We start from the raw sequence: 21040 nt of genomic DNA, 5'->3' as shown, positions 1-21040 counted from the left end.
TCAATGACGCCCTTCTCCACACCGCACCAAAACGCTCCGGCTGGAGGAAAATCGCTAATGGACGCCTTCAGCGGCTTTCACCTTCTGAAGGTCACTGGGTGACGTCGACGGCACGCATATGCATTGGGCTCATTCGACCACCGTGCACCGTCAGCTTTGCCAGAGCAGCATCCATTTCCACCAGTTCGGCGGCCGTCAGCCTCACGTTGACGGATGCCAGGTTCTCTTGGAGGTGATTAAGCTTGCGTGTGCCTGGAATCGGGACGATCCAGGGTTTCTGCGCAAGCAACCATGCCAACGCTATCTGAGCGGGAGTGGCATGCTTTTCCATTGCGAACAGCCTGAGCAAAGCAACGATTGGCTCGTTTGCTTCCAGGTTCTCGGGCGTGAATCGGTCAAACCCTGAACGCAGATCGGTGTCGGCGTCGAACCTCGTACTGCCATTCAGCGTACCGGGTAAATAGCCCATACCCAGCGGGCCCCAGCACACGAAACCGATACCCAGTTGTTCACAGGTATCAAGGACTCCGTTGTGCTCGACGCTTCTCTCCATGACGGAGTATTCGGTTTGGACCGCAGTCACACGCTGAACGGCATGCGCTCGGCGAATGGTGCTTGCACTTGCCTCCGAGAGACCGAAGTGCAACACCTTGCCCTCTTTTATAAGGTCCTGGACCGTACCCGCAACATCCTCTATCGGTACGTTTGGATCGACTCGGTGTTGATAGTAGAGATCGATACGGTCGGTACGCAGCCGCTTCAGCGAGCCCTCAAGCACCTTCCTGATATGTTCCGGGCGGCTATTGAGGGCGCCGCCGGCATCCATGTCGAAACCGAATTTTGACGCGACGACAACCTCGTTGCGAAACGGGGAAAGCGCTTCACCTACCAATTCTTCATTGGTGTACGGTCCATACACTTCGGCCGTATCAAAAAAAGTGACGCCCTGTTCATGAGCCGTGCGGATGACCTTGATGCCCTGCTCCTTGCCTGCCGGTTCGCCGTAATTGGCGCTGATGTTCATGCACCCGACACCGAGTTCCGAGACTTCCAGCAAACCCAGCTTGCGCGTGTTTGTGACGCGCGCCCCGCTCACTTTTGCGCTATCCGGCGAGGCTGCCCAGGACAGCGGAGCAACACTCAAACCGGCCCCAACGACCGCCCCGCCAATCAAAACGTCACGGCGACTGAAGCCTGGATGATCCTGGAATGCGTTTTCTGATGTGCCTCTATTATCCTGCTGCATGATCGGGTCCTGTCTGTAAATTGCTGCCATGGGATAGACGTTGGTTAAACCCGTCGATACCCCGGGTGAATCCTGGTTTCAGTATGCGGCGCACCTGCCGGGATCATTTGCCCGTTTTGTCGGCATCACTGCCTATTCCAAGGATTCTTCTGAGCATTTCAGACAGTCAGCGGACCGCGCGGTCGTTTACAGAGGGGAGTCCGTACCCTGGGACAAGAACGCCGGGAACAACCAGATGCTCTGCCACTGGTGCCCCGCAGGGGTGGCGTAGTAATCAGAGACATGGCCCGCGACCCAGAAACCGATCAGCAGGCCAGGGTAATCAGGCCAAGGGCCGAGCTGCTTCCCGAGGCCGCGCAGGCCTTCCGTTTCATTGGGGGCAAAAATGGGGGCATCACTAGTTTTTTAAAACCTGAAACCACCGCCCTAGAGCCCAGTCAGAATGTTTTTTGGCGACCCTGACAGTCTCTAGGTTTCGCCGGGCGGGCTGTTCATCTGATCATTTCTGGCTTTTCATGGACCCTGGAAATCCAGTCACTTCCAGTGCACCTCGCGATTACAGCCCACCCGCTACCAGTACCCAAGGCTGTAGCGTGCAAGCCGGATCAAAGGTGCAACGCGGGTTTGGTCTGGCGAACGTCATGGCCAGAAGGGACGCGGACCCGCAGCGCAATCAGCAACGCGGCCAGTAGCATCAGCGCGGCCGCTGCGACGAATACGCCTGCGCTGCCACCGAGGCTGAATACCGCACCGCCAGCGGCCGCGCCTGTTGCGATAGCGGATTGCACAGAGGCCACCACCATGCCTCCGGCGCTTTCCGCCTGATCAGGTACCGCATTGGCGACCCAGTTCGACCACGCCACCGGCACACCACCAAAGGCCAGACCCCAGATCGCCAGCAATACCGCCTGCCCCGGCACCGACGCCGGCAACAGCACCAACGACAGTGCTGCGACGCCGACCAGCGCGGGCATCAACACCAGAGTGGCCAGCGGGTAGCGCTCCAGCAGCCTCCCGGCTAACAACGTGCCGACGAAGTTCGCCACACCGAACCCCAGCAGCATCAGCGACAACCCTTGCGGGCCGATGCCGGTAGTCCCTTCAAGGAATGGCCGAACATAAGTGAACATCGCAAAGTGCCCGCTGTGCACCAGTACACAACCGAACATGCCCATGGCGATGCCCGGGCGCAGCAATACCTCCAGAACGGTGCGCAGTCTTGCCGGCCGGCGCGGCGCGAGGCGCGGCAGAGTGAGAGACTGGAAAGCCAGAGTCACCGTGCCTACCGCCGCCGCTGCAAAGAACGCGCTGCGCCAGCCATATAATCCGCCCAGATAACTGCCCAGCGGCACTGCCACGACCGTCCCTATGGCTATGCCGCTGAAAATGATCGACAACGCCCGAGGCAACAGAGCATTCGGCACCAGGCGCATCGCTACCGCTGCCGCCATGCTCCAGAACCCGCCAAGGGCAATACCCAGCAAGATGCGCATCAACAACAGCACCACGAAGCTGGAAGAAACGGCGACCAACAGATTCGAGGCGACCATCAACGTGGAAAAGCCCAGCAACACCCAACGTCGGTCGATGCTGCGGGTCAGACCTGGCACCAACAAGCCAGCGAACAGCGCCACCACGGCTGTTACCGTCACCGCCTGGCCAGCCAGCGCTTCGGACACTCCCAGTTCGGTAGCCATCAGCGTCAACAAACTCGCGGGAAGGTACTCAGCGGTGAGTAACCCGAACACACCCATTGCCAATGAGAAGACGGCCATCCACGCGGGCGTCGCAGGCTCTACATCCGCACCGACGCCGCAATGGCGGTCGGATACGGCGTTACATACACAGTCATTCATCGCACGGATCTCCCAATGTTCATTGCGAGCCGAGTCTAGGCGCTGAAAACTGGATGATCTATGATCCAAAGTCTCTACTTTTTGATCAAAACCCCTGAACAATGTCTGCAGACCAGTTTGCTCTTTCCTCGGACCTCATCAACGAGCTGTTGCGTGGCATGCGCCTGCGAGGCGTTGAATACCGGCGTATCCAGGCGGGTCCAACGTTCGGATTGAGCTTCGCGGAAAAACCTGGGCACGCCTGGTTCCACTTCATGGCCGTCGGCAATGCGGAATTGCGAATGGAGGACGGCAACAGGTACGCGCTGTCTGCCGGCAACGCCGTGTTCATCTCCCATGGCGCGGCTCATCAACTGTTTTCCCATCCGGACGCGCCTGTTCAAGACATCGACGGTCTAGACGGCGAAACCTTGGGTGACACCGTCAGCGCGGTGGATACCGGAGCCGATGCCAGCCCCACGCCGAGCACTCTTTTGTTCAGCGGTTGCATGGAGTTTGAACTGGGCAGTATCCATGGCCTTGGCCGGCTGATGCCGGGTCTGATGCTGATTGATGCCGGTGGCCAGCGTTATCCCGGGCTGGTACCGATCCTGACCACCATGGAGCGCGAGGTCAGCGCCGCCCGCGTGGGCTTTGCCGGCATCCTCGCGCGGTTGGCCGACGTGGTGGCCGCGATGGTTGTTCGCGGCTGGGTGGAGTGCGCCTGCGGCAATGCTTCGGGGCTGATCGCCGCCTTGCGCGATCCACGCCTGGCCGGTGCACTGCTTGCGCTCCATCAACAACCGGGCCGCGACTGGACCGTTGCGCAGTTGGCAGAGCACAGCAATACCTCGCGCTCGGTATTCGCGGAGCGCTTCCAGGTCACGATTGGCATGACTCCGCTGCGCTACGTGACCGAACTGCGAATGCGGCTTGCAAGCCAGTGGCTGACGCTCGAGAGGCTGCCGATCGAAGAGGTGGCGCAGCGTTTGGGTTATACATCCCAGGCTGCTTTCAGTCGTGCATTCAAGCGCATTACGGGCAGGACACCGGGCTTGAGTCGCAAGGTGAGGCGGCCCGCGGTTACTTGAAGTCGAGCGCAAGGAGTTGACGATCCGTGCCTCTGACTCATTTACCACCCGTTACGTCGAGGAATGTACCGGTAACAAATGATGCCTCTGTACCAGCCAGCCACAAAATGGCCCGCGCCACTTCTTCCGGCTGCCCGCCACGCCCCATCGGGATCGAGTCCTTGACCCGATCGACCCGCCCCGGCTCGCCGCCGCTGGCGTGCATGTCGGTATAGATGTGCCCCGGGCGGATACAGTTGACGCGAATGCCCTCACGGGCCACCTCTTTGGCGAACCCGATGGTGAACGTTTCCAGCGCACCCTTTGATGCTGCGTAGTCGACATATTCATTCGGACTGCCCAGACGCGCCGAAGCCGACGATACATTGATCACCACGCCGCCCGCACCGCCGTGCCGCAGGGACATGCGCTTCACGGCCTGTTGGGCGCACAGTATCGGCCCGAGAGCATTGACCGCAAAGATGCGTTGCATGCGCGCGAAGCCCAGGTCTTCCAGGCGTGACTGTTGCGCCAGCACGCCAGCGTTATTGACCAGGACATCGATGCGCCCGAACGTGCGGTCGATCGCGGTAAAAAGCCCCGCGACCTGCTCGGGGTCGGCACTGTCGGCGCGAATCGCCAACGCCTTGCGCCCCATCGCTTCGATATCCGCCGCCACCGCCAGCGCGGCGGACTCATTGGCAACGTAACTGATCGCAACATCGTAGCCTTGGGCAGCAGCGAGTCGGGCGGTGGCGGCGCCTACTCCACGACTGCCACCGGTAATCAGAATCAGCGGAGCCTGCGAGACGTTAACCATGAAACTACTCCTTAGCAGATGATGCCGAGTCAGCCGATGATGATCGCGCCGCTGGCGATCACCACACAGGCCAGCATCCGGCGGACGGTAAGTGTTTCACCGAGGAACAGGTAGCCAAGCAACGCCGCGAACAGCACGCTGGTTTCACGCAAGGCTGACACCGCGCCCAGCGGGGCTTCGTTCATCGCGTAGATAACGATTGCGTAGGCAAGCAGAGAAACCAGCCCGCCCATTGCCGCAGCGAACATACCGGGCCGAATCGAAAACAGGCTGCGGGCATCGCGCAGACCGATGTAGACCACCGGCATCAGCACGCCCCACAAGGCACTCATCCACACTGTGTAGGCCAGCGGCGCACCGGACAGCCGCGCGCCAATGCCGTCGACCACGCTATAAGCCGCGATAAAGCAACCGGTTCCCAATGCGTAAGGCAGGCTGGGCACCGACAGGCTGCGTCCCCGGAAAGCCAGCGAAATGATGCCGCCTGACACCAGCGCAATACCGAGCATTTCGCCGGGGGTGATGGTTTCGCCGGCAAACAACGCGGCGCCGAGCGTAATCAACGCGGGTGATGAACCGCGCGAAATCGGATAAATCTGTCCCAGATCGCCGACCCGGTAACTGCGCACCAGAAACAGGTTGTAGCCAACGTGCAGCAATGCCGACAGCAGCGCATACCCCCAGCTCTGAGGCGCAGGCGCCACCATGAACATCGCGGCAATTGCACAGACTATGGCGATTGCAACGCACATCACCGTCATCGACCAGAGCCGATCGGCACCGCCGCGCAGCAATGCATTCCAGCCGGCGTGCAGCAGCGCGGCGAACAGGACAAGGAGGACGAGATGAGTAGGCATTGGCCATTTTAGGCAGCCCGAACGGCCGGATTACAGAGAAGGCTCCTCATTGCACCATGAGCGATTCTTCATGCCTCAAACCTGCCGCCTTGCACTTTGAGCGCCTCACCGAGCAACCACTCGCGAAAACTCACAATGTGCGGCTGCGTCTCAACGCCCTTGGGGCAAACGAAGTAATAAGCGAGCGGTGACTGAAACGGCACATCGAACAGCCGCACCAGCCGGCCATCGCCGATTTCCTTCTCGACATGCCCGCTGCGCACCAGAGCAATGCCATGGCCGAGCAAAGCCGCCTCGACCGTCATATTGGTATCGCCAAACCTGACGCTTTCCCGCAGCGGCAAAAATGCCAGCCCGACGGACTGGAACCACGCTTCCCATTTCGGTGCCAGTTCAGCGCCGTCACGTGCCAGCAGCGGCAACTGCAACAAATCGGCGGGACTGCTCGGCATTCCGACGCGTTGCAGCAGTTCGGGACTGGCCACCGGGAAAACCTGCTCACCGAACAAAAACTGTGAATACAGACCGGGATAGTTGCCCTTGCCCAAGCGGATCGCGACATCGGCTTCGCTGCTGGCGAAATGGATGACCTTGTCCGTGGTGTCCAGCGACACCAACAGTTCCGGGTGCTGGCGGGCCAGGCTCGGCAAGCGTGGCAGCAACCATTTCAACGCAAAGGAATAGGTCGTGCTGACGCTGAGCCGGACCCTGCCCTTTTGCTCACGCAAGTCGGCCAGCGTCGCCTCAAGGCTCATGAAGAACTCGCGCACAATCGGCGCCAAGGTAGCGCCCGCAGGTGTAAGGCGTAACGACTTGCCCCGTTCAAACAGCTGCAAGCCCCAAAGCTCTTCCAGATGCCGCAGCTGATGGCTGACCGCGCTCTGGGTTACATGCAGTTCCTGCGCGGCGGCGGTGAAAGTCGGGTGCCGGGTGGATACTTCGAAAGCCCGCAAGGTCGCGGTCGGGGGCAGATCTCTCATAAACAAAGGGTCCGGGATTGGCAAAACATCGAGGTATGAGTATCAGGTCATGTTAGAGCGAAATGTTGTGAGTTGCCTGTTACGGGTAACAGGACTCTTGATGTTGGCGTATTGATCCAGCAGCCAGGCGAGGTCTTTGTAAACAAGCGCCATATGCTCCGCAAGGATGTCGAGGCTCGGTAACTTCAGCGCAGCATTTAATCGCCGCATAATCCTCACCCAGCAATTTCGCCTGCGACAGTTGCCGATCGCGCAACACAGAATTGTCATCAGGCCAATTGATAGCCCCCTAACGAAAGGCGCATGCTAGAGGGCTTCTCTCGGGCTTATATCATTCCGAATGATAGTTACCTTCGTGTCATTCGATTCGTTTTGCTATCGACCCGCCGAGCATCATCCGCCCATCTTCAATACATTGGCGGATGCATCCATGGAACAATCACTCAAACATTTGCGCTTCCCGTTGGCTCTGTTGGCCGTGCTGGTGATGAGCGCCTGCGGCAAGACTCCGGAAACCGCCGCCACCATGCCTGCTGCCAAGGTCAGCGTGGCCAAGGTGCTGGAACAACCGGTCAACGAGTGGGACGAATTCACCGGGCGCCTCGAAGCGCCGGAAACCGTTGAAATCCGTCCGCGGGTCTCCGGCCAGATCGACGAAGTCGCCTTCACCGAAGGTGCTCTGGTCAAGAAAGGCGACCTGCTGTTCCAGATCGACCCGCGTCCGTTCCAGGCCGAGGTCCGCCGCCTCGAAGCGCTGGTTGCCCAGGCCCGTGCCAATGCCACTCGCAGTGAAAACGAAGCCGGCCGTGGCGAACGCCTGCGTGCCAGCAACGCCATCTCCGCCGAACTGGCCGACTCGCGTACCAGCGCTGCACAAGAAGCCCGTGCGGCTGTTGGCGCGCTGCAAGCGCAACTGGACCTGGCCAAGCTGAACCTGAGCTTCACCCGCGTCACTGCGCCAATCAGTGGCCGCGTCAGCCGTGCCGAGATTACCGCCGGTAACCTGGTGACCGCCGACACCACCCCGCTGACCAGCGTTGTGTCCACCGACAAGGTCTACGCCTACTTCGACGCCGACGAGCGTGTGTTCCTCAAATACACCCAGCTCGCCCGTCAGGGTCAGCGCGGCGCCACTACCCCGGTGTACATGGGCCTGTCCAATGAAGACGGCAACCCGCACCTGGGCCAAATGAACTTCGTCGACAACCAGGTCAACCCGAAAACCGGCACCATCCGTGGTCGCGCCGTGTTCGACAACAGCGACGGCACTTACACCCCGGGCCTGTATGCACGTCTGAAACTGGTCGGCAGCGGCACCTACAACGCCATGTTGATCAACGATGAAGCGGTCGGTACCGACCTCGGCAAGAAGTTCGTGCTGGTGATGGATGGCGACAACAAGACCGTCTACCGCGCCGTTGAACTCGGTCCGAAGATCGAAGGCCTGCGTATCGTGCGCAGCGGCCTGAACAAGGACGACACGATCATCGTCAAGGGTCTGCAACGGGTTCGCCCTGGCTCCCCGGTTACGCCTGAAGTGATACCGATGGCCAGCGAGCAAACCATTGCCGCTCTCGCTCAACAACGACAAGCGCTGGAAGCCAGCAACCTGCCCAAAGTCGCACCTGCCAAAGGCGCGCCGGGTTCGGTTGTAAAACTGGCTGCTGCGACCCCACGCGGTTAAGGGACGACAACTCCGATGAATTTTTCCCAATTCTTCATTTCACGGCCGATCTTCGCAGCGGTGCTGTCGCTGTTGATCCTGATCGCCGGTGCGATTTCGCTGTTCCAGTTGCCGATCAGCGAATACCCGGAAGTCGTGCCACCGACCGTGGTGGTGCGTGCCAACTTCCCGGGCGCCAACCCAAAAGTCATCGGTGAAACCGTGGCGGCTCCACTGGAGCAAGCCATCACCGGCGTCGAGAACATGCTGTACATGTCCTCGCAATCCACCGCTGACGGCAAGATCACCCTGACCATCACCTTCGCCCTGGGTACTGACCTGGACAACGCGCAGGTGCAGGTGCAGAACCGCGTGACCCGGACCGAGCCGAAGCTTCCGGAAGAAGTGACGCGCATCGGTATCACCGTCGACAAGGCTTCGCCCGACCTGACCATGGTTGTGCACTTGACCTCGCCGGACAAACGCTACGACATGCTGTACCTGTCCAACTACGCGATTCTCAACATCAAGGATGAGCTCGCTCGCCTCGGTGGTGTCGGTGACGTGCAGTTGTTCGGTATGGGCGACTACTCGCTGCGGGTATGGCTCGACCCGAACAAGACCGCTTCGCGCAATCTGACCGCGACTGATGTGGTGACCGCTATTCGTGAACAGAACCGTCAGGTGGCCGCCGGCCAGTTGGGCGCGCCCCCTGCTCCGACTGCGCAAAGCTTCCAGCTGTCGATCAACACTCAAGGCCGTCTGGTCTCCGAGGAAGAGTTCGAGAACATCGTCATTCGCGCCGGCGACAACGGTGAAATCACTCGCCTGAAGGACATCGCCCGCGTCGAACTGGGCTCCAGTCAGTACGCCCTGCGTTCGTTGCTGAACAACCAGCCAGCCGTAGCGATCCCGATCTTCCAGCGTCCGGGCTCCAACGCCATCGAAATCTCGAACGAAGTTCGCGGCAAGATGGAAGAGCTGAAGAAAAGCTTCCCGCAAGGCATGGACTACAGCATCGTCTATGACCCGACGATCTTTGTGCGCGGCTCCATCGAGGCGGTGGTTCACACCCTCTTCGAAGCACTGATTCTCGTGGTTCTGGTGGTGATCCTGTTCCTGCAGACCTGGCGCGCCTCGATCATTCCGCTGGTGGCGGTGCCGGTATCGTTGATCGGTACGTTTGCGGTGATGCACCTGTTCGGCTTCTCGCTCAACGCCCTGTCGCTGTTCGGCCTGGTACTGGCGATCGGTATCGTGGTGGACGACGCCATCGTGGTGGTGGAGAACGTCGAGCGGAACATTGAACTGGGGCTCAACCCCTTCGATGCGACCAAAAAGGCCATGGGTGAAGTGACCGGCCCGATCATTGCGACAGCGCTCGTGCTGTGTGCGGTGTTCGTACCCGCCGCGTTCATCTCGGGCCTGACCGGTCAGTTCTACAAGCAGTTTGCTTTGACCATCGCGATCTCTACGGTGATCTCGGCGTTCAACTCGCTGACCCTGTCGCCAGCACTGGCCGCCGTCTTGCTCAAGGGCCACGACGCGCCGAAAGATCGGTTCTCGCGAGTGCTGGACAAGATCTTCGGTGGCTGGCTGTTCCGTCCGTTCAACCGTTTCTTCGACCGCGCCAGTCACGGTTACGTCGGTACCGTGCGCCGGGTCATCCGTGGCAGCGGCATCGCCCTCTTCCTGTACGCAGGCTTGATGGTGCTGACCTTCTTCGGTTTCTCCAGCACCCCGACCGGCTTCGTACCCGGCCAGGACAAGCAATATCTGGTGGCCTTCGCGCAACTGCCGGACGCCGCGAGTCTGGACCGCACCGAAGACGTCATCAAGCGCATGTCCGACCTGGCACTGAAACAGCCAGGCGTGGAAAGCGCCGTAGCGTTCCCGGGTCTGTCGATCAACGGCTTCACCAACAGCCCGAACGCCGGCATCGTGTTCGTGACCCTGAAACCGTTCGACGAGCGTAAAGACCCGAGCATGTCCGCCGGTGCGATTGCCGGTGCATTGAACGGCCAGTACGCCGGGATTCAGGAAGCCTATATGGCGATCTTCCCGCCGCCGCCGGTACAGGGGCTGGGCACCATCGGTGGTTTCCGCCTGCAAATCGAAGACCGGGGCAACCTGGGCTACGAAGAGTTGTACAAGGAGACCATGAACATTATTGCCAAGAGCCATAACGTTCCGGAACTGGCCAACCTGTTCACCAGCTACACCGTGAACGTGCCGCAGGTCGATGCCGCCATCGACCGGGAAAAAGCCAAGACCCACGGCGTGGCCGTCAGCGACATCTTCGACACCCTGCAGATCTACCTGGGTTCGCTGTATGCCAACGACTTCAACCGCTTCGGTCGTACCTATCAGGTCAACGTTCAGGCCGAGCAGCAGTTCCGCCTCGAATCCGACCAGATCGGCCAGCTGAAAGTACGCAACAACAAAGGCGAGATGATCCCGCTGGCGACCTTCATCAAGGTCAGCGACACCTCGGGCCCGGATCGTGTGATGCACTACAACGGCTTCATCACCGCTGAAATCAACGGTGCGGCAGCCCCGGGCTACAGCTCCGGCCAGGCCGAAAAAGCCATCGAGAAACTGCTCAAGGATGAACTTCCGAACGGCATGACCTACGAGTGGACCGACCTGACCTACCAGCAGATTCTGTCCGGTAACACAGCGCTGTTCGTGTTCCCGCTCTGCGTATTGCTGGCGTTCCTGGTGCTCGCGGCTCAATACGAAAGCTGGAGCCTGCCACTGGCGGTGATCCTGATCGTACCGATGACCCTGCTGTCGGCCATCACCGGTGTGATCATCTCTGGCGGCGACAACAACATCTTCACCCAGATCGGCCTGATCGTACTGGTGGGCCTGGCGTGCAAGAACGCGATTCTGATCGTCGAGTTCGCCAAGGATAAGCAGGAAGAAGGCCTCGATCCGCTGGCCGCCGTACTGGAAGCCTGCCGTCTGCGTCTGCGGCCGATCCTGATGACCTCGTTCGCGTTCATCATGGGTGTGGTGCCACTGGTTTTCTCCAGCGGTGCCGGTGCCGAGATGCGTCATGCCATGGGTGTGGCGGTGTTCTCCGGGATGCTCGGTGTGACCTTCTTCGGTCTGCTGCTGACCCCCGTGTTCTATGTGCTGATCCGCAACTTCGTGGAGCGCAGCGAAGCTCGCAAAGCGGCCAAGGCGCAAAATCTTCAAAAGCCACTGGAGGCGCACCAATGAGTCTGAAAGTCTTCCTGCCGAGCCTGCTGGTGCTGGCCCTGAGTGCCTGCGCCGTCGGCCCTGACTACAAGACCCCGACGACGGAGGCGGCGAACATTACGTCCGCCACCGACGGCGCCGCCGGCCAGAAGAACTTCGACCGTTCGAAATTCGAAGGCATCTGGTGGCAGCAGTTCGACGATCCGACCCTTAACCAGTTGGTGACTCAATCGCTGCAAGGCAACCGTGAACTGCGCGTGGCATTCGCCCGCTGGAAAGCCGCCCGGGCGATCCGCGACGACGCCAGCAACGATGCAATGCCGACCATCACCAGCCGCGCCAGCAGCGATCTGGCCAAAGGTCAGATCCCGGGCCAGACCACCAATCGGGTCAATAGTGAACGCTATGACCTGGGCCTGGACATGGCTTGGGAACTGGACCTGTTCGGACGTATCCAGCGCAATCTGGAAGCCAGCGACGCCGACCAGCAAGCGGCCGAAGCCGATCTGTACCAACTGCAAGTCACCATGATTGCCGAACTGGTGGACGCTTACGGTCAACTGCGCGGTGCTCAACTGCGGGAAAAGATCGCGCTGGCCAACCTGAACAACCAGCAGGAGTCGCGCAAGATCACCATCAGCCTGCGTGACGCCGGCGTTGGCGATCAGCTCGATGTCGAACGTGCCGATGCACGTCTGGCGTCGGTCGAAGCCAGCGTGCCGCAGCTGCAGGCAGAACAGGCCCGGCAGAAAAACCGTATCGCCACGCTGCTGGGTGAACGTCCGGACAAGCTGACCGTCGACCTGAGTCCGAAAGACCTGCCGGCGATTGCCAAGGCCTTGCCGATCGGTGATCCGGGCGAACTGCTGCAGCGTCGTCCGGACATCCTCAGCGCCGAACGCAGACTGGCTTCGGCCACGGCGCGTATCGGTGTAGCCAAGGCCGACCTGTTCCCACGGGTCAGTCTCAGCGGTTTCCTCGGCTGGACGGCCGGGCGTGGTTCGCAGATCGGTTCCTCGGCGGCCAACGCCTGGGCACTGGGCCCGAGCATCACCTGGGCGGCGTTTGACCTTGGCAGCGTGCGTGCCCGTTTGCGCGGCGCCGATGCCGATGCCGAAGGCGCACTGGCGACTTACGAGCAGCAAGTATTGCTCGCGCTGGAAGAGTCGGAAAACGCCTTCAGCGATTACGGCAAGCGTCAACAGCGCCTGATCTCACTGATCCGTCAGAGCGAATCGAGCCGCAAGGCTGCCGACCTCGCCGAAATCCGCTACCGCGAAGGCACCACCGATTTCCTGGTGCTGCTCGACGCCCAGCGTGAACGCTTGAACGCCGAGGACAGCCAGGCTCAGGCCGAAGTGGATCTGTATCGCGGCATCGTCGCGATCTACAAGGCCCTCGGTGGCGGTTGGCAGCCGGAGACGGTCGCCAGCAAGTAACAGATTTTTAAAGAGCTCCTTTGGTTGGCCGCAACCAACCAAATTTTTTGCCCCGCGTATCATTCGGTCGCGGGGCTTTTTTGTCTCTGTCTTTCATGGTTTTCCAGCACCGTGACCGTCGCGGTGGTACCGGCTCTGAGTCGGTCCTTGCCCGCGTAATCGGGATCGATGCCAATCCGCACCGGCACCCGTTGCGCCAGTTTCACCCAGGTGTAGCTGGGGTTGATGTTGGCCAGCAATCGACTTCCCGGGGCGTTTTCCCGGTCGGCAATGGCGAAGGCGATGCTTTGAACGGTTCCACCGAATTTTTCCCCGCTCATCAATTCGATCCGCACCCGATCACCCTCCTCGATCCGTGGCAGTTTGGTTTCCTCGAAATAGCCGCTGACGTAAAAGGAGTCGCTATCCACCAGCGCCAGCAAGGCATTGCCGGCTACCGCGTAATCCCCCTGCCGGGTCAGCAGATTGGTGACATAACCGCTGACCGGTGCTTCGACGCGGGTGCGTTGCAGATCCAGTTCAGCCTGGGTCAATGCAGCAATCGCCAGTTGCACGTTGGCTTCGGCGAGACCGAGATTGGCCTGATTGCGCAACAGATCGGCCTGGGCCACCGCCACATCGGTGCTGGACTTCTCCCACTCTTCCCCGGAAATCGCGAACCCTTGCTTGAGCGTACGTCGCCGGCGCTCTTCACTCTGGCGTTGTTTGAGCAATGCCTCGCTGGCGACAATGGCCGCTTGCGACTGCCCAAGCGTAGCCTTGGAGACCTCCACCGAGCGTTTCGCATGCTCGACGGCCAGACTGTAGCGAGCCGGATCGATTTCCAGCAGCAACTGGCCCTTGACGACATACTGGTTGTCCTGCACCGCCAGCGTGACGATGCGGCCCGAGACATCCGCCGAGAGTGTCACCACATCCGCCCTCACCCGCGCATCCCGAGTCCACGGGGCCCGGGTGTAATGTTCCCAGGCAAACCAGCCGAGCACGATGGCCAGCAGCACCACCGCCAATGTCGTCAATCGAGTGAGCAACGTCTTCAAGGTTTCAGGCTCCCATCAGCAGAATCAGTGCGGCGCACACACAGGCATAAAGGGCGCCTTCGAACAGCGCCTCATGCCAGACAAAACGCAGGACGCCGAGCCGGCGCAAACCCCAGTCGAGCAGCAGAAAAACCGGTATGGCCAGCAACAAGGCCTGAGCGATTGGCGGCAGGTAAACGCCGCCGATCTCGAAATCAATGGGCAAGGATGGGCTCTCCTTCAGATCGGTCGGGCTGCAAATGCTCGCCATGGCGTTCCAGAAACGACACCACGATCAACAGGGCCACACGCATGCGAAATACCGACCACAAGTGCTCATGGGTGGCGACATGCAAGGCATCCAGCTCATCGCCGAGCGCATGCAGCGTAGCCAGTAAAGGTGTCAGGCGTACATCCGGTCGGCCGGCGACGAAACGGCCGGTCTGACGCAATGCCGTCGACAGCTGCCTATGCAAATCGTCCGTAAGCAGAGCATTGTTTTGCGCCTGTTGCCTGAGCTGGTGCATGGCCACGCCCAGCGCTACACAGGCGAGGCTGATTTCATACAGGCGCTGCATGTCCCGTTCGTTGGCGGCCGGCAACACGCCCAGCATCGAGGTCAGGCGATCAACCATGCGGCTTTCGAAGGCGAATTGCTGTTCATCGGTGGCCGGGCTCTTGGTCAGTTGGTAGACCTGCTCCCGCGCTTCGTTGTAAAAGCGCCGGATGCGCAGAGCCGGGCGGAACGGGAAAATCCAGGCATAAACAATCAGAGCCAGCATCGCCGCACTCACGTAGGCTCCGGCAAATTCGAACCATTGAATGGCGGTGTTCTGCCCGGTGCCGACGTTCTGCGGCCCGAGCATCAGGAAACTCGACAGCCCCAGGCCCATGCCGATACCGGTGGTGGCCGGGTTGGCCAGTCCGACCGCGATCACATACAGCAAAGGCGCGAGCAGCAAGGCCAGCATTTCGAAATCACTGATAGCCGGGACCAGCATGAATTGATAGAACGCCGAGACGACCAAGGCCAGTCCCAATCCTCGGGCGTAACTCTGTGCAGCGATCAAGGGACGCGGAAATGTCGCCATCAACGAACACAGAATCCCCACCAGAATCATCCCGCCCCGCGCGCCGTCCCAAGCGGTCTCGATCCAGATCAGCCCAGCTACCAGCAACGCGCTGAAGGCGCGAATGGCATTCATCGTCGCGAGGGTGAAATCCAGGTGCAAGGGGCTGGACTGGCCACGAAACATGCAACTGGCTTCGCGTCCTTCCTGTATCGCGTCGCTCAGTTCGAGAATCTGCTCCAACTGCTGCAACAGCCGCGCCTGCTCCCAGCGCAGTGCCCACGCCAGCGAACGCAGGGTTGCACTCATGTCTTCGGTCAGTTGTTCGGCCCTGTAGGCGAGCCCTTCGAACTGCTGTTGCAGCGCGACGAACTGGTGCCGCGCCTCTGCCGGCAATGAGCGCCCTTGCAGTGCGAGCTGGTCGAGCAGTGCCAGTTCTTCTGCACGCAATTGCTGGATCTCCAGCGGCAGATCGCCCTCCCAACGCTCGGTGAGCAGTTCCCGCTGATGACGCAGCGCGGTCAGGCGCGAGGTCAGCAGCATCAGTTGATTGCCCAGCAACAGCACCAGATTGTTGGCACTGCGCAAGCGCGGGGCGTCGAAATACAAATGCCGACGCAGGCCTTCAAGGGCGCTGATTTCCCCCAACAACTGCATTTGCCGGCGCTGAAAGTCCGCTTCGCTTTCTTCGGTGCGAAGTACAGCGGCGGCATGGCTGGCAACCAGCCTGATCACCTGATCGACCTTTGCAAAATAGTTGCGCGACACCGCCTCGGGCCGCGCCGTCAACAGACTGACAACGCACACGCACGCTACCGCCAACAAGGTTTCGGTGACCCGGGTCACCGCCAGCAAAAAGGTGCCGTCCTGATCCGGAATCGCCAGCAGCGCCACTACCACAGCGGTATATCCGCTAAGCACGAACGCCTGAGAACTGGTGTAGCGCAGTAGCGTGCCGCCCGCCGTGCACAGCGCCAGCCATAAGGCCAGGGTCGTGATGAACGGCAACGGCGCCTGGGGAAAAATTGCCATCAGCACCACCGCCACCACCGCGCCAAGGGTCGTCCCGATGATTTGCCCGAAGCTGCGTGCCAGCGCCATCCCGGCCAGTGGCTGGCTGATGATAACGACGGCCATGATCGACCACTTCGGTTGATCCAGATCGAACAGAAACGCCAGGTACAAGGTCAGCAATCCGGCGACGATGGTGCGCAAACCAAACAGCAGCACAGCCTGACCGGGGTGGATCAGCGCCTTGAAATAAATGAGCAGGGACTGCATGGATAGCCTCGTCGAAACAACTTCTGCAAGCGTAGTCACTGTATTAAGGATTTGATGGTTTACGGGAGCCACAAAGCTCGTAGGGCGTTTCAGCACTTGTAGTAGGTCATATCAGGCACAGTGTTTGACTCACGGCGCGAGCTGACAGAAGCTTGCGACCTCCGCTGCAAAACGAAAGTTTCGGAAATTCGCATGCCTCAGTCTCGCCGCTATTTGCTCATCAGCCTCGGCCTTGCGCTGGTCCTGATCGTCGCCTGGCTGTCTTTGCGCAGCACTGCGCCCGTTGTGCCGGAAGCGATCAAACACGGTTACAGCGAAGCGCTGGCCGCCGCGCGTGCCGGTCAACCGGGGGCTGCGCGGGTTTTATACCAACAGCTGGGGCGCCCGGATCTGTCGGTCAAACGGCGTGTCTGGCTGCACGCCGAGCTGCCCAACTACCCGAGCCCGCAGGCCTTGAAACTGGCGGACGCCGATCTGCAAAACGAATCGCCGGACGTTCGACTGGCCGCAATCAAAAGCGTGACGGGCCTGGTGCCTGGCGGTCAGCGCAGTTTGCTGTTGGGCCCGTTGCTCGATGATGAGGATCAAACCGTACGCTTTGCTGCAATCAACGCCCTGCTCGGTTTGTCTCCGGATCAACTGGGCCTGTATTTTGCGCCGTTGCAGCAAGGTATCGACATGTGGGAACAGGCGCTCAAGAGCCAGCCGGAAAGCGCCGCCAACTATGCACAACTGGCGCGCCTGTATCTGCACAATGCGGAGCTCAAACAGGCGCAGCAAGCGTTGGAGCAGACCCTGCGCCTGGATCCCGGCAATCTGCCGGCGTTGGTGATGCAGATCGAAGTACTCGATCGCCAGGGCCAGAGCGACGCCGCGCGTCAGTTGCTCGCCCGACAATTGAAGGCCCAACCCGATTCGGCTTATCTGCAACATGCCCTGGGCCTCTGGCTGCTGCATCACGATCAACGCGAGTACGCCCTGCTCGGTTTGTCCAAAGCCGTGGAGCTCGAGCCCGACAACAAGGACTACCGCTACGACCTCGCCACCACTCTGCATGGCGCCGAAGAACTGGAAGCGGCGCAAAAGCAGTTACAGGAAATCGTCCAGCGTCACCCTGCCGACCGCAAGGCGCGGGTGCTGCTGATCAACTACTGGAAAGAAAGCGGTCAGTTGCAGAATGTGCAGATCCTGTTGGCTCAGCTTGAGCAGATGAACCCTGACGATCCCTCGTTGCAGCAAGGCCTCTAGCCGCCTTCCAGACACATCCGGCAAGAAACTCGGAACCGCAGTCTCCGCAAAGGGTCAAGTAATCAAGCAGTACCAATCGGCGTCCGGCGCCCGCTGCCTCGTTTCCCCTAGTCATGAGAGGGCATTTTTTGTCTACATCGAACGCGTTGATCAGTGCAAAAGCCGCCACCGGCATCGAAGGGCTGGACGATATCCTCGCCGGTGGCCTGTCCCGCAGTCACGTTTTCTTGCTGGAGGGTGAGCCTGGAACCGGTAAAACCACGGTCGCGTTGCATTTTTTACTGGCCGGCGCCCGTGCCGGTGAGCGCTCTTTGTACATTACACTCTCCGAAACCGAGCATGAGCTGCGTCAGGGCGCGGCCTCCCACGGATGGGAGCTGGGCGAAAATATCGAAATTTTCGAGCTGACTCCCCCGGAAAACCTGCTCAACGCCGAGCATCAGCAGAGTCTCCTGTATTCATCGGATCTGGAGCTGGGCGAGGCGACCAAACAGATTTTCGAGGTGGTCGAACGCTTCAAGCCGACCAGGGTGGTACTCGACAGCCTTTCAGAGATTCGCCTGCTCGCGCAAAGCTCCCTGCGCTACCGTCGACAGATTCTGGCAATCAAGCATTACTTCGTGCGCTATGACGCCACGGTGCTGCTGCTGGATGACCTGACCACCGAATCCCTCGACAAGACCGTGCACAGCGTTGCCCACGGCGTGATCCGGCTCGAGGAATTAACGCCCAACTACGGCGCCGAACGCCGACGCGTCAGGGTGGTCAAGTATCGCGGCCAGAAATATCGTGGTGGCTACCATGACTTCACCATCATGGGCGATGGCGTGCATGTTTTCCCGCGTCTGGTGGCGGCCGAGCACCGGGGCGATTACCCGCGTCTGCAGCTGTCCAGCGGCATAAAAGAGATGGACGCGCTCTTGGGCGGCGGCATCGAAACCGGCTCCAGCACATTGATTCTGGGCCCGGCAGGCACCGGCAAGTCGTTGATCTCGATGATCTTCGCGGCCGCAGCGGTGTCACGCGGGGAAAAAGCCGCGCTGTTCATCTTTGATGAAGAGCTGGAGCAGCTGTTCGAGCGCATGAAAAACATCGGCATCGACCTCAAGGCTCTGCGAGCCACCGGTAATCTGCTGATCGAACAGGTCGACGCCGCCGAACTGTCCCCCGGCGAGTTCTCCCACCGTGTGCGGCGCTGCGTCGATGAAAGAGACATCAAGACCGTGGTGATCGACAGCATCAACGGTTATCAGGCCGCGATGCCGGAAGAAAACGCCTTGGTGCTGCACATGCACGAACTGTTGCTGTACTTGAACCGCAAGGGCGCCGCGACCTTCATGACCGTCGCCCAACACGGTCTGGTTGGCGACATGCAGGCGCCGGTGGACATCACCTATTTGGCCGACACCGTAATTCTGCTGCGCTACTTCGAAGCGATCGGCAAGGTGCGCCGAGCCATCTCGATCATCAAGAAACGTACCGGCAGCCATGAATCGACCATTCGCGAATACCGCATTTCCACGAAAGGCATGACCATCGGCGAACCACTGGAAGCCTTTCAGGGGGTGCTGCGCGGCGTACCGACCTACCTCGGCGCGAGCAATCCGCTGCTTAAGGACGATTTCTTGTGACAGTCACCGTACCACTGTCGGAACGGGCGTTGATCCTCGCCCCCCTCGGGCGCGACAGTCAGGTTGCGCTGATGATCCTCAACGAAGCGGGCTACGGTGGCCTGATCACTCCCGACCTCAGAACGCTTTGCACCGAACTCGAACCCGGTGCCGGGTTGCTGTTGATTGCGTCCGAAGCCTTGCTGGGCCCGGATCTGGAAACCCTGCTGGCGTATCTGGATCAACAGCCCGCCTGGTCGGATCTGCCGATTGTGTTGTTGACCCACCACGGAGGATCCCAACAGGGACCCTCGTCGCAGTTGAGCAAATTGCTGGGCAACGTGACGTTTCTTGAACGTCCTTTCCATCCGGTGACCCTGGTCAGCCTGATCTCCACCGCCCTTCGCGGTCGACGACGACAGTACGAAGCCCGCGACCGCCTGATCGATCTGAGCGAAAGCGAACGACGCCTGCAATCGACCCTGGAAACCCTTGAGCAACAAGTCGAAGAACGCACCGCCCAGCTGCGGCACAACGAGGAAGCGCTGCGCCAGTCGCAGAAAATGGAAGCGGTCGGGCAATTGACCGGCGGTATCGCCCATGACTTCAATAACATGCTGACCGGCATCATCGGCAGCCTCGAGTTGATCCGCCGTCGACTGGCGCGTGGCCGGACGGAGGATCTCGACAGCCTGATCGATCTCGGCGTGACCTCGGCCAACCGTGCCGCCGGCCTGACTCATCGCCTGCTGGCTTTCTCCCGACGCCAGTCGCTGGACTCCAAAGCCGTAAAAATGAACGATCTGGTGCAATCGATGGGCGAGTTGCTGCAACGCAGCCTCAACGAAAGCATTCATCTGGAAATGCGCCTGCACCAGGAGCTATGGGTAGCCGAGGCTGACCCCAATCAACTGGAAAGCGCCCTGCTCAATCTGGTAATCAACGCCCGCGACGCGATGCCCAACGGCGGCCATCTGGTGGTCGAGACCGGTAATCAGGTGCTGGGGCGCGACTTTACTGCCGCTTACACTAATCTGGAGCCCGGCGATTACGTCGTATTGAGCGTGAGCGATAACGGCTGCGGCATGCCGGAAAACGTCATCAACCGGGCGTTCGATCCGTTTTTCACCACCAAGCCGATCGGCCAGGGCACGGGGCTCGGCTTATCGATGATCTATGGCTTCAGCAAACAATCCGGTGGTCATGTCTCGATCGAGAGCGAGATTGATAAGGGCACCACGGTCAAACTTTATCTGCCACGGTTCAAAGGCGAGACATTGCCGCATGAGCCGCTGGACATTGAACAGGCCCCCGACGCCGTGGAAGGCGAAACCGTATTGATCGTTGAAGACGACCCGGCGGTGCGGGTGCTGGTCAGTGCGGTCTTGAGTGAGCTGGGTTACCGGTTTTTCGAAGCCAGCGATGCTGACGGCGCAGTTCCCATTCTTGACTCGCCGCAGCGCATCGATCTGCTGATCAGCGACGTTGGCCTGCCAGGCATGAACGGCCGGCAACTGGCGGAAATCGGCCGGCAATACCGGCCCGACCTGAAGGTTCTGTTCATTACCGGTTACGCCGAACACGCCGCTGTGCGCGGCGGGTTCCTTGATTCCGGGATGCAGATGATCACCAAGCCGTTCACCTTCGATCTGTTGACGGCGAAGGTGCGGGAAATGATCAAGAGCTGAGGCGGTT

At 60.3% G+C, this 21040-nt stretch carries 15 protein-coding genes; 7 read left to right on the top strand and 8 right to left on the bottom strand.

Annotation, left to right across the window (positions count from 1 at the left end):
• Positions 1-91 precede the first annotated feature (91 nt).
• Both ACKUG4_RS02400 and ACKUG4_RS02395 read right to left on the bottom strand, forming a co-directional pair.
• On the bottom strand, positions 92-1246 hold the full coding sequence (locus ACKUG4_RS02400; protein WP_445433328.1) for an aldo/keto reductase: 1155 nt from the start codon (positions 1244-1246) through the stop codon (positions 92-94).
• Between the two features lie 605 nt (positions 1247-1851).
• The gene (locus ACKUG4_RS02395) at positions 1852-3102 is read right to left on the bottom strand and encodes an MFS transporter (RefSeq protein WP_445433327.1); all 1251 of its coding nucleotides are present in this window, start codon (positions 3100-3102) and stop codon (positions 1852-1854) included.
• Positions 3103-3203: 101 nt separating this feature from the next.
• Here ACKUG4_RS02395 and ACKUG4_RS02390 point away from each other — a divergent pair, with 101 nt between their 5' ends.
• Positions 3204-4172, top strand: a complete 969-nt coding sequence (locus ACKUG4_RS02390; protein ID WP_085646525.1) for an AraC family transcriptional regulator — start codon at positions 3204-3206, stop codon at positions 4170-4172.
• A gap of 37 nt (positions 4173-4209) precedes the next feature.
• Here ACKUG4_RS02390 and ACKUG4_RS02385 read toward each other — a convergent pair whose 3' ends face one another.
• The 3 genes from ACKUG4_RS02385 to gcvA all read right to left on the bottom strand — a co-directional run bounded on the left by ACKUG4_RS02385 (position 4210) and on the right by gcvA (position 6808).
• On the bottom strand, positions 4210-4971 hold the full coding sequence (locus ACKUG4_RS02385) for an SDR family oxidoreductase (protein WP_445433326.1): 762 nt from the start codon (positions 4969-4971) through the stop codon (positions 4210-4212).
• 29 nt (positions 4972-5000) lie between these two features.
• The gene (locus ACKUG4_RS02380; RefSeq protein WP_445433325.1) at positions 5001-5828 is read right to left on the bottom strand and encodes an EamA family transporter; all 828 of its coding nucleotides are present in this window, start codon (positions 5826-5828) and stop codon (positions 5001-5003) included.
• 68 nt (positions 5829-5896) lie between these two features.
• On the bottom strand, positions 5897-6808 hold the full coding sequence (gcvA, locus tag ACKUG4_RS02375; RefSeq protein WP_445433324.1) for a transcriptional regulator GcvA: 912 nt from the start codon (positions 6806-6808) through the stop codon (positions 5897-5899).
• A gap of 430 nt (positions 6809-7238) precedes the next feature.
• Here gcvA and mexE point away from each other — a divergent pair, with 430 nt between their 5' ends.
• From mexE to ACKUG4_RS02360, 3 genes are read left to right on the top strand one after another with little or no spacing between them, the layout of a single operon-like run.
• Positions 7239-8492 carry a multidrug efflux RND transporter periplasmic adaptor subunit MexE gene (gene mexE / locus ACKUG4_RS02370; RefSeq protein WP_064596473.1) on the top strand — a complete coding sequence of 418 codons (1254 nt, stop codon included), beginning with the start codon at positions 7239-7241 and terminating at the stop codon, positions 8490-8492.
• A gap of 15 nt (positions 8493-8507) precedes the next feature.
• Positions 8508-11699 carry an efflux RND transporter permease subunit gene (locus tag ACKUG4_RS02365; RefSeq protein ID WP_064596472.1) on the top strand — a complete coding sequence of 1064 codons (3192 nt, stop codon included), beginning with the start codon at positions 8508-8510 and terminating at the stop codon, positions 11697-11699.
• Entirely contained in the window at positions 11696-13117 is a 1422-nt protein-coding gene (locus ACKUG4_RS02360; RefSeq protein ID WP_039768284.1) for an efflux transporter outer membrane subunit, read from the top strand. Before ACKUG4_RS02365 ends, ACKUG4_RS02360 begins: the two co-directional genes overlap by 4 nt.
• Before the next feature lie 59 nt (positions 13118-13176).
• Here the strand turns inward: ACKUG4_RS02360 and ACKUG4_RS02355 are convergent, their stop codons facing one another.
• The 3 genes from ACKUG4_RS02355 to ACKUG4_RS02345 are packed head-to-tail and all read right to left on the bottom strand — an operon-like array spanning position 13177 to position 16487.
• A complete protein-coding gene (locus ACKUG4_RS02355; RefSeq protein WP_064596470.1) occupies positions 13177-14157 on the bottom strand; it encodes an HlyD family secretion protein in 981 nt (326 codons plus the stop codon).
• 4 nt (positions 14158-14161) lie between these two features.
• Positions 14162-14362, bottom strand: coding sequence for a DUF1656 domain-containing protein (locus ACKUG4_RS02350; protein ID WP_039768281.1), 201 nt, complete (start codon positions 14360-14362; stop codon positions 14162-14164).
• On the bottom strand, positions 14352-16487 hold the full coding sequence (locus ACKUG4_RS02345) for an FUSC family protein (RefSeq protein WP_236188333.1): 2136 nt from the start codon (positions 16485-16487) through the stop codon (positions 14352-14354). The genes ACKUG4_RS02350 and ACKUG4_RS02345 overlap by 11 nt, the downstream gene beginning before the upstream one ends.
• Positions 16488-16679: 192 nt before the next feature.
• Here ACKUG4_RS02345 and ACKUG4_RS02340 point away from each other — a divergent pair, with 192 nt between their 5' ends.
• The 3 genes from ACKUG4_RS02340 to ACKUG4_RS02330 all read left to right on the top strand — a co-directional run bounded on the left by ACKUG4_RS02340 (position 16680) and on the right by ACKUG4_RS02330 (position 21033).
• The gene (locus tag ACKUG4_RS02340) at positions 16680-17735 is read left to right on the top strand and encodes a tetratricopeptide repeat protein (RefSeq protein ID WP_236188334.1); all 1056 of its coding nucleotides are present in this window, start codon (positions 16680-16682) and stop codon (positions 17733-17735) included.
• Between the two features lie 128 nt (positions 17736-17863).
• On the top strand, positions 17864-19366 hold the full coding sequence (locus tag ACKUG4_RS02335; protein ID WP_064596462.1) for an ATPase domain-containing protein: 1503 nt from the start codon (positions 17864-17866) through the stop codon (positions 19364-19366).
• Entirely contained in the window at positions 19363-21033 is a 1671-nt protein-coding gene (locus ACKUG4_RS02330) for an ATP-binding protein (RefSeq protein WP_236188340.1), read from the top strand. The genes ACKUG4_RS02335 and ACKUG4_RS02330 overlap by 4 nt, the downstream gene beginning before the upstream one ends.
• Positions 21034-21040 lie beyond the last annotated feature (7 nt).

The sequence above is a fragment of the Candidatus Pseudomonas auctus genome, assembly GCF_048654275.1.
In the GTDB taxonomy this organism is placed as follows: Bacteria; Pseudomonadota; Gammaproteobacteria; order Pseudomonadales; family Pseudomonadaceae; genus Aquipseudomonas; species Aquipseudomonas pharyngis.
Note: the sequence above shows the minus strand (reverse complement) of the source record. Positions and strands in the feature narration are given on the sequence as shown.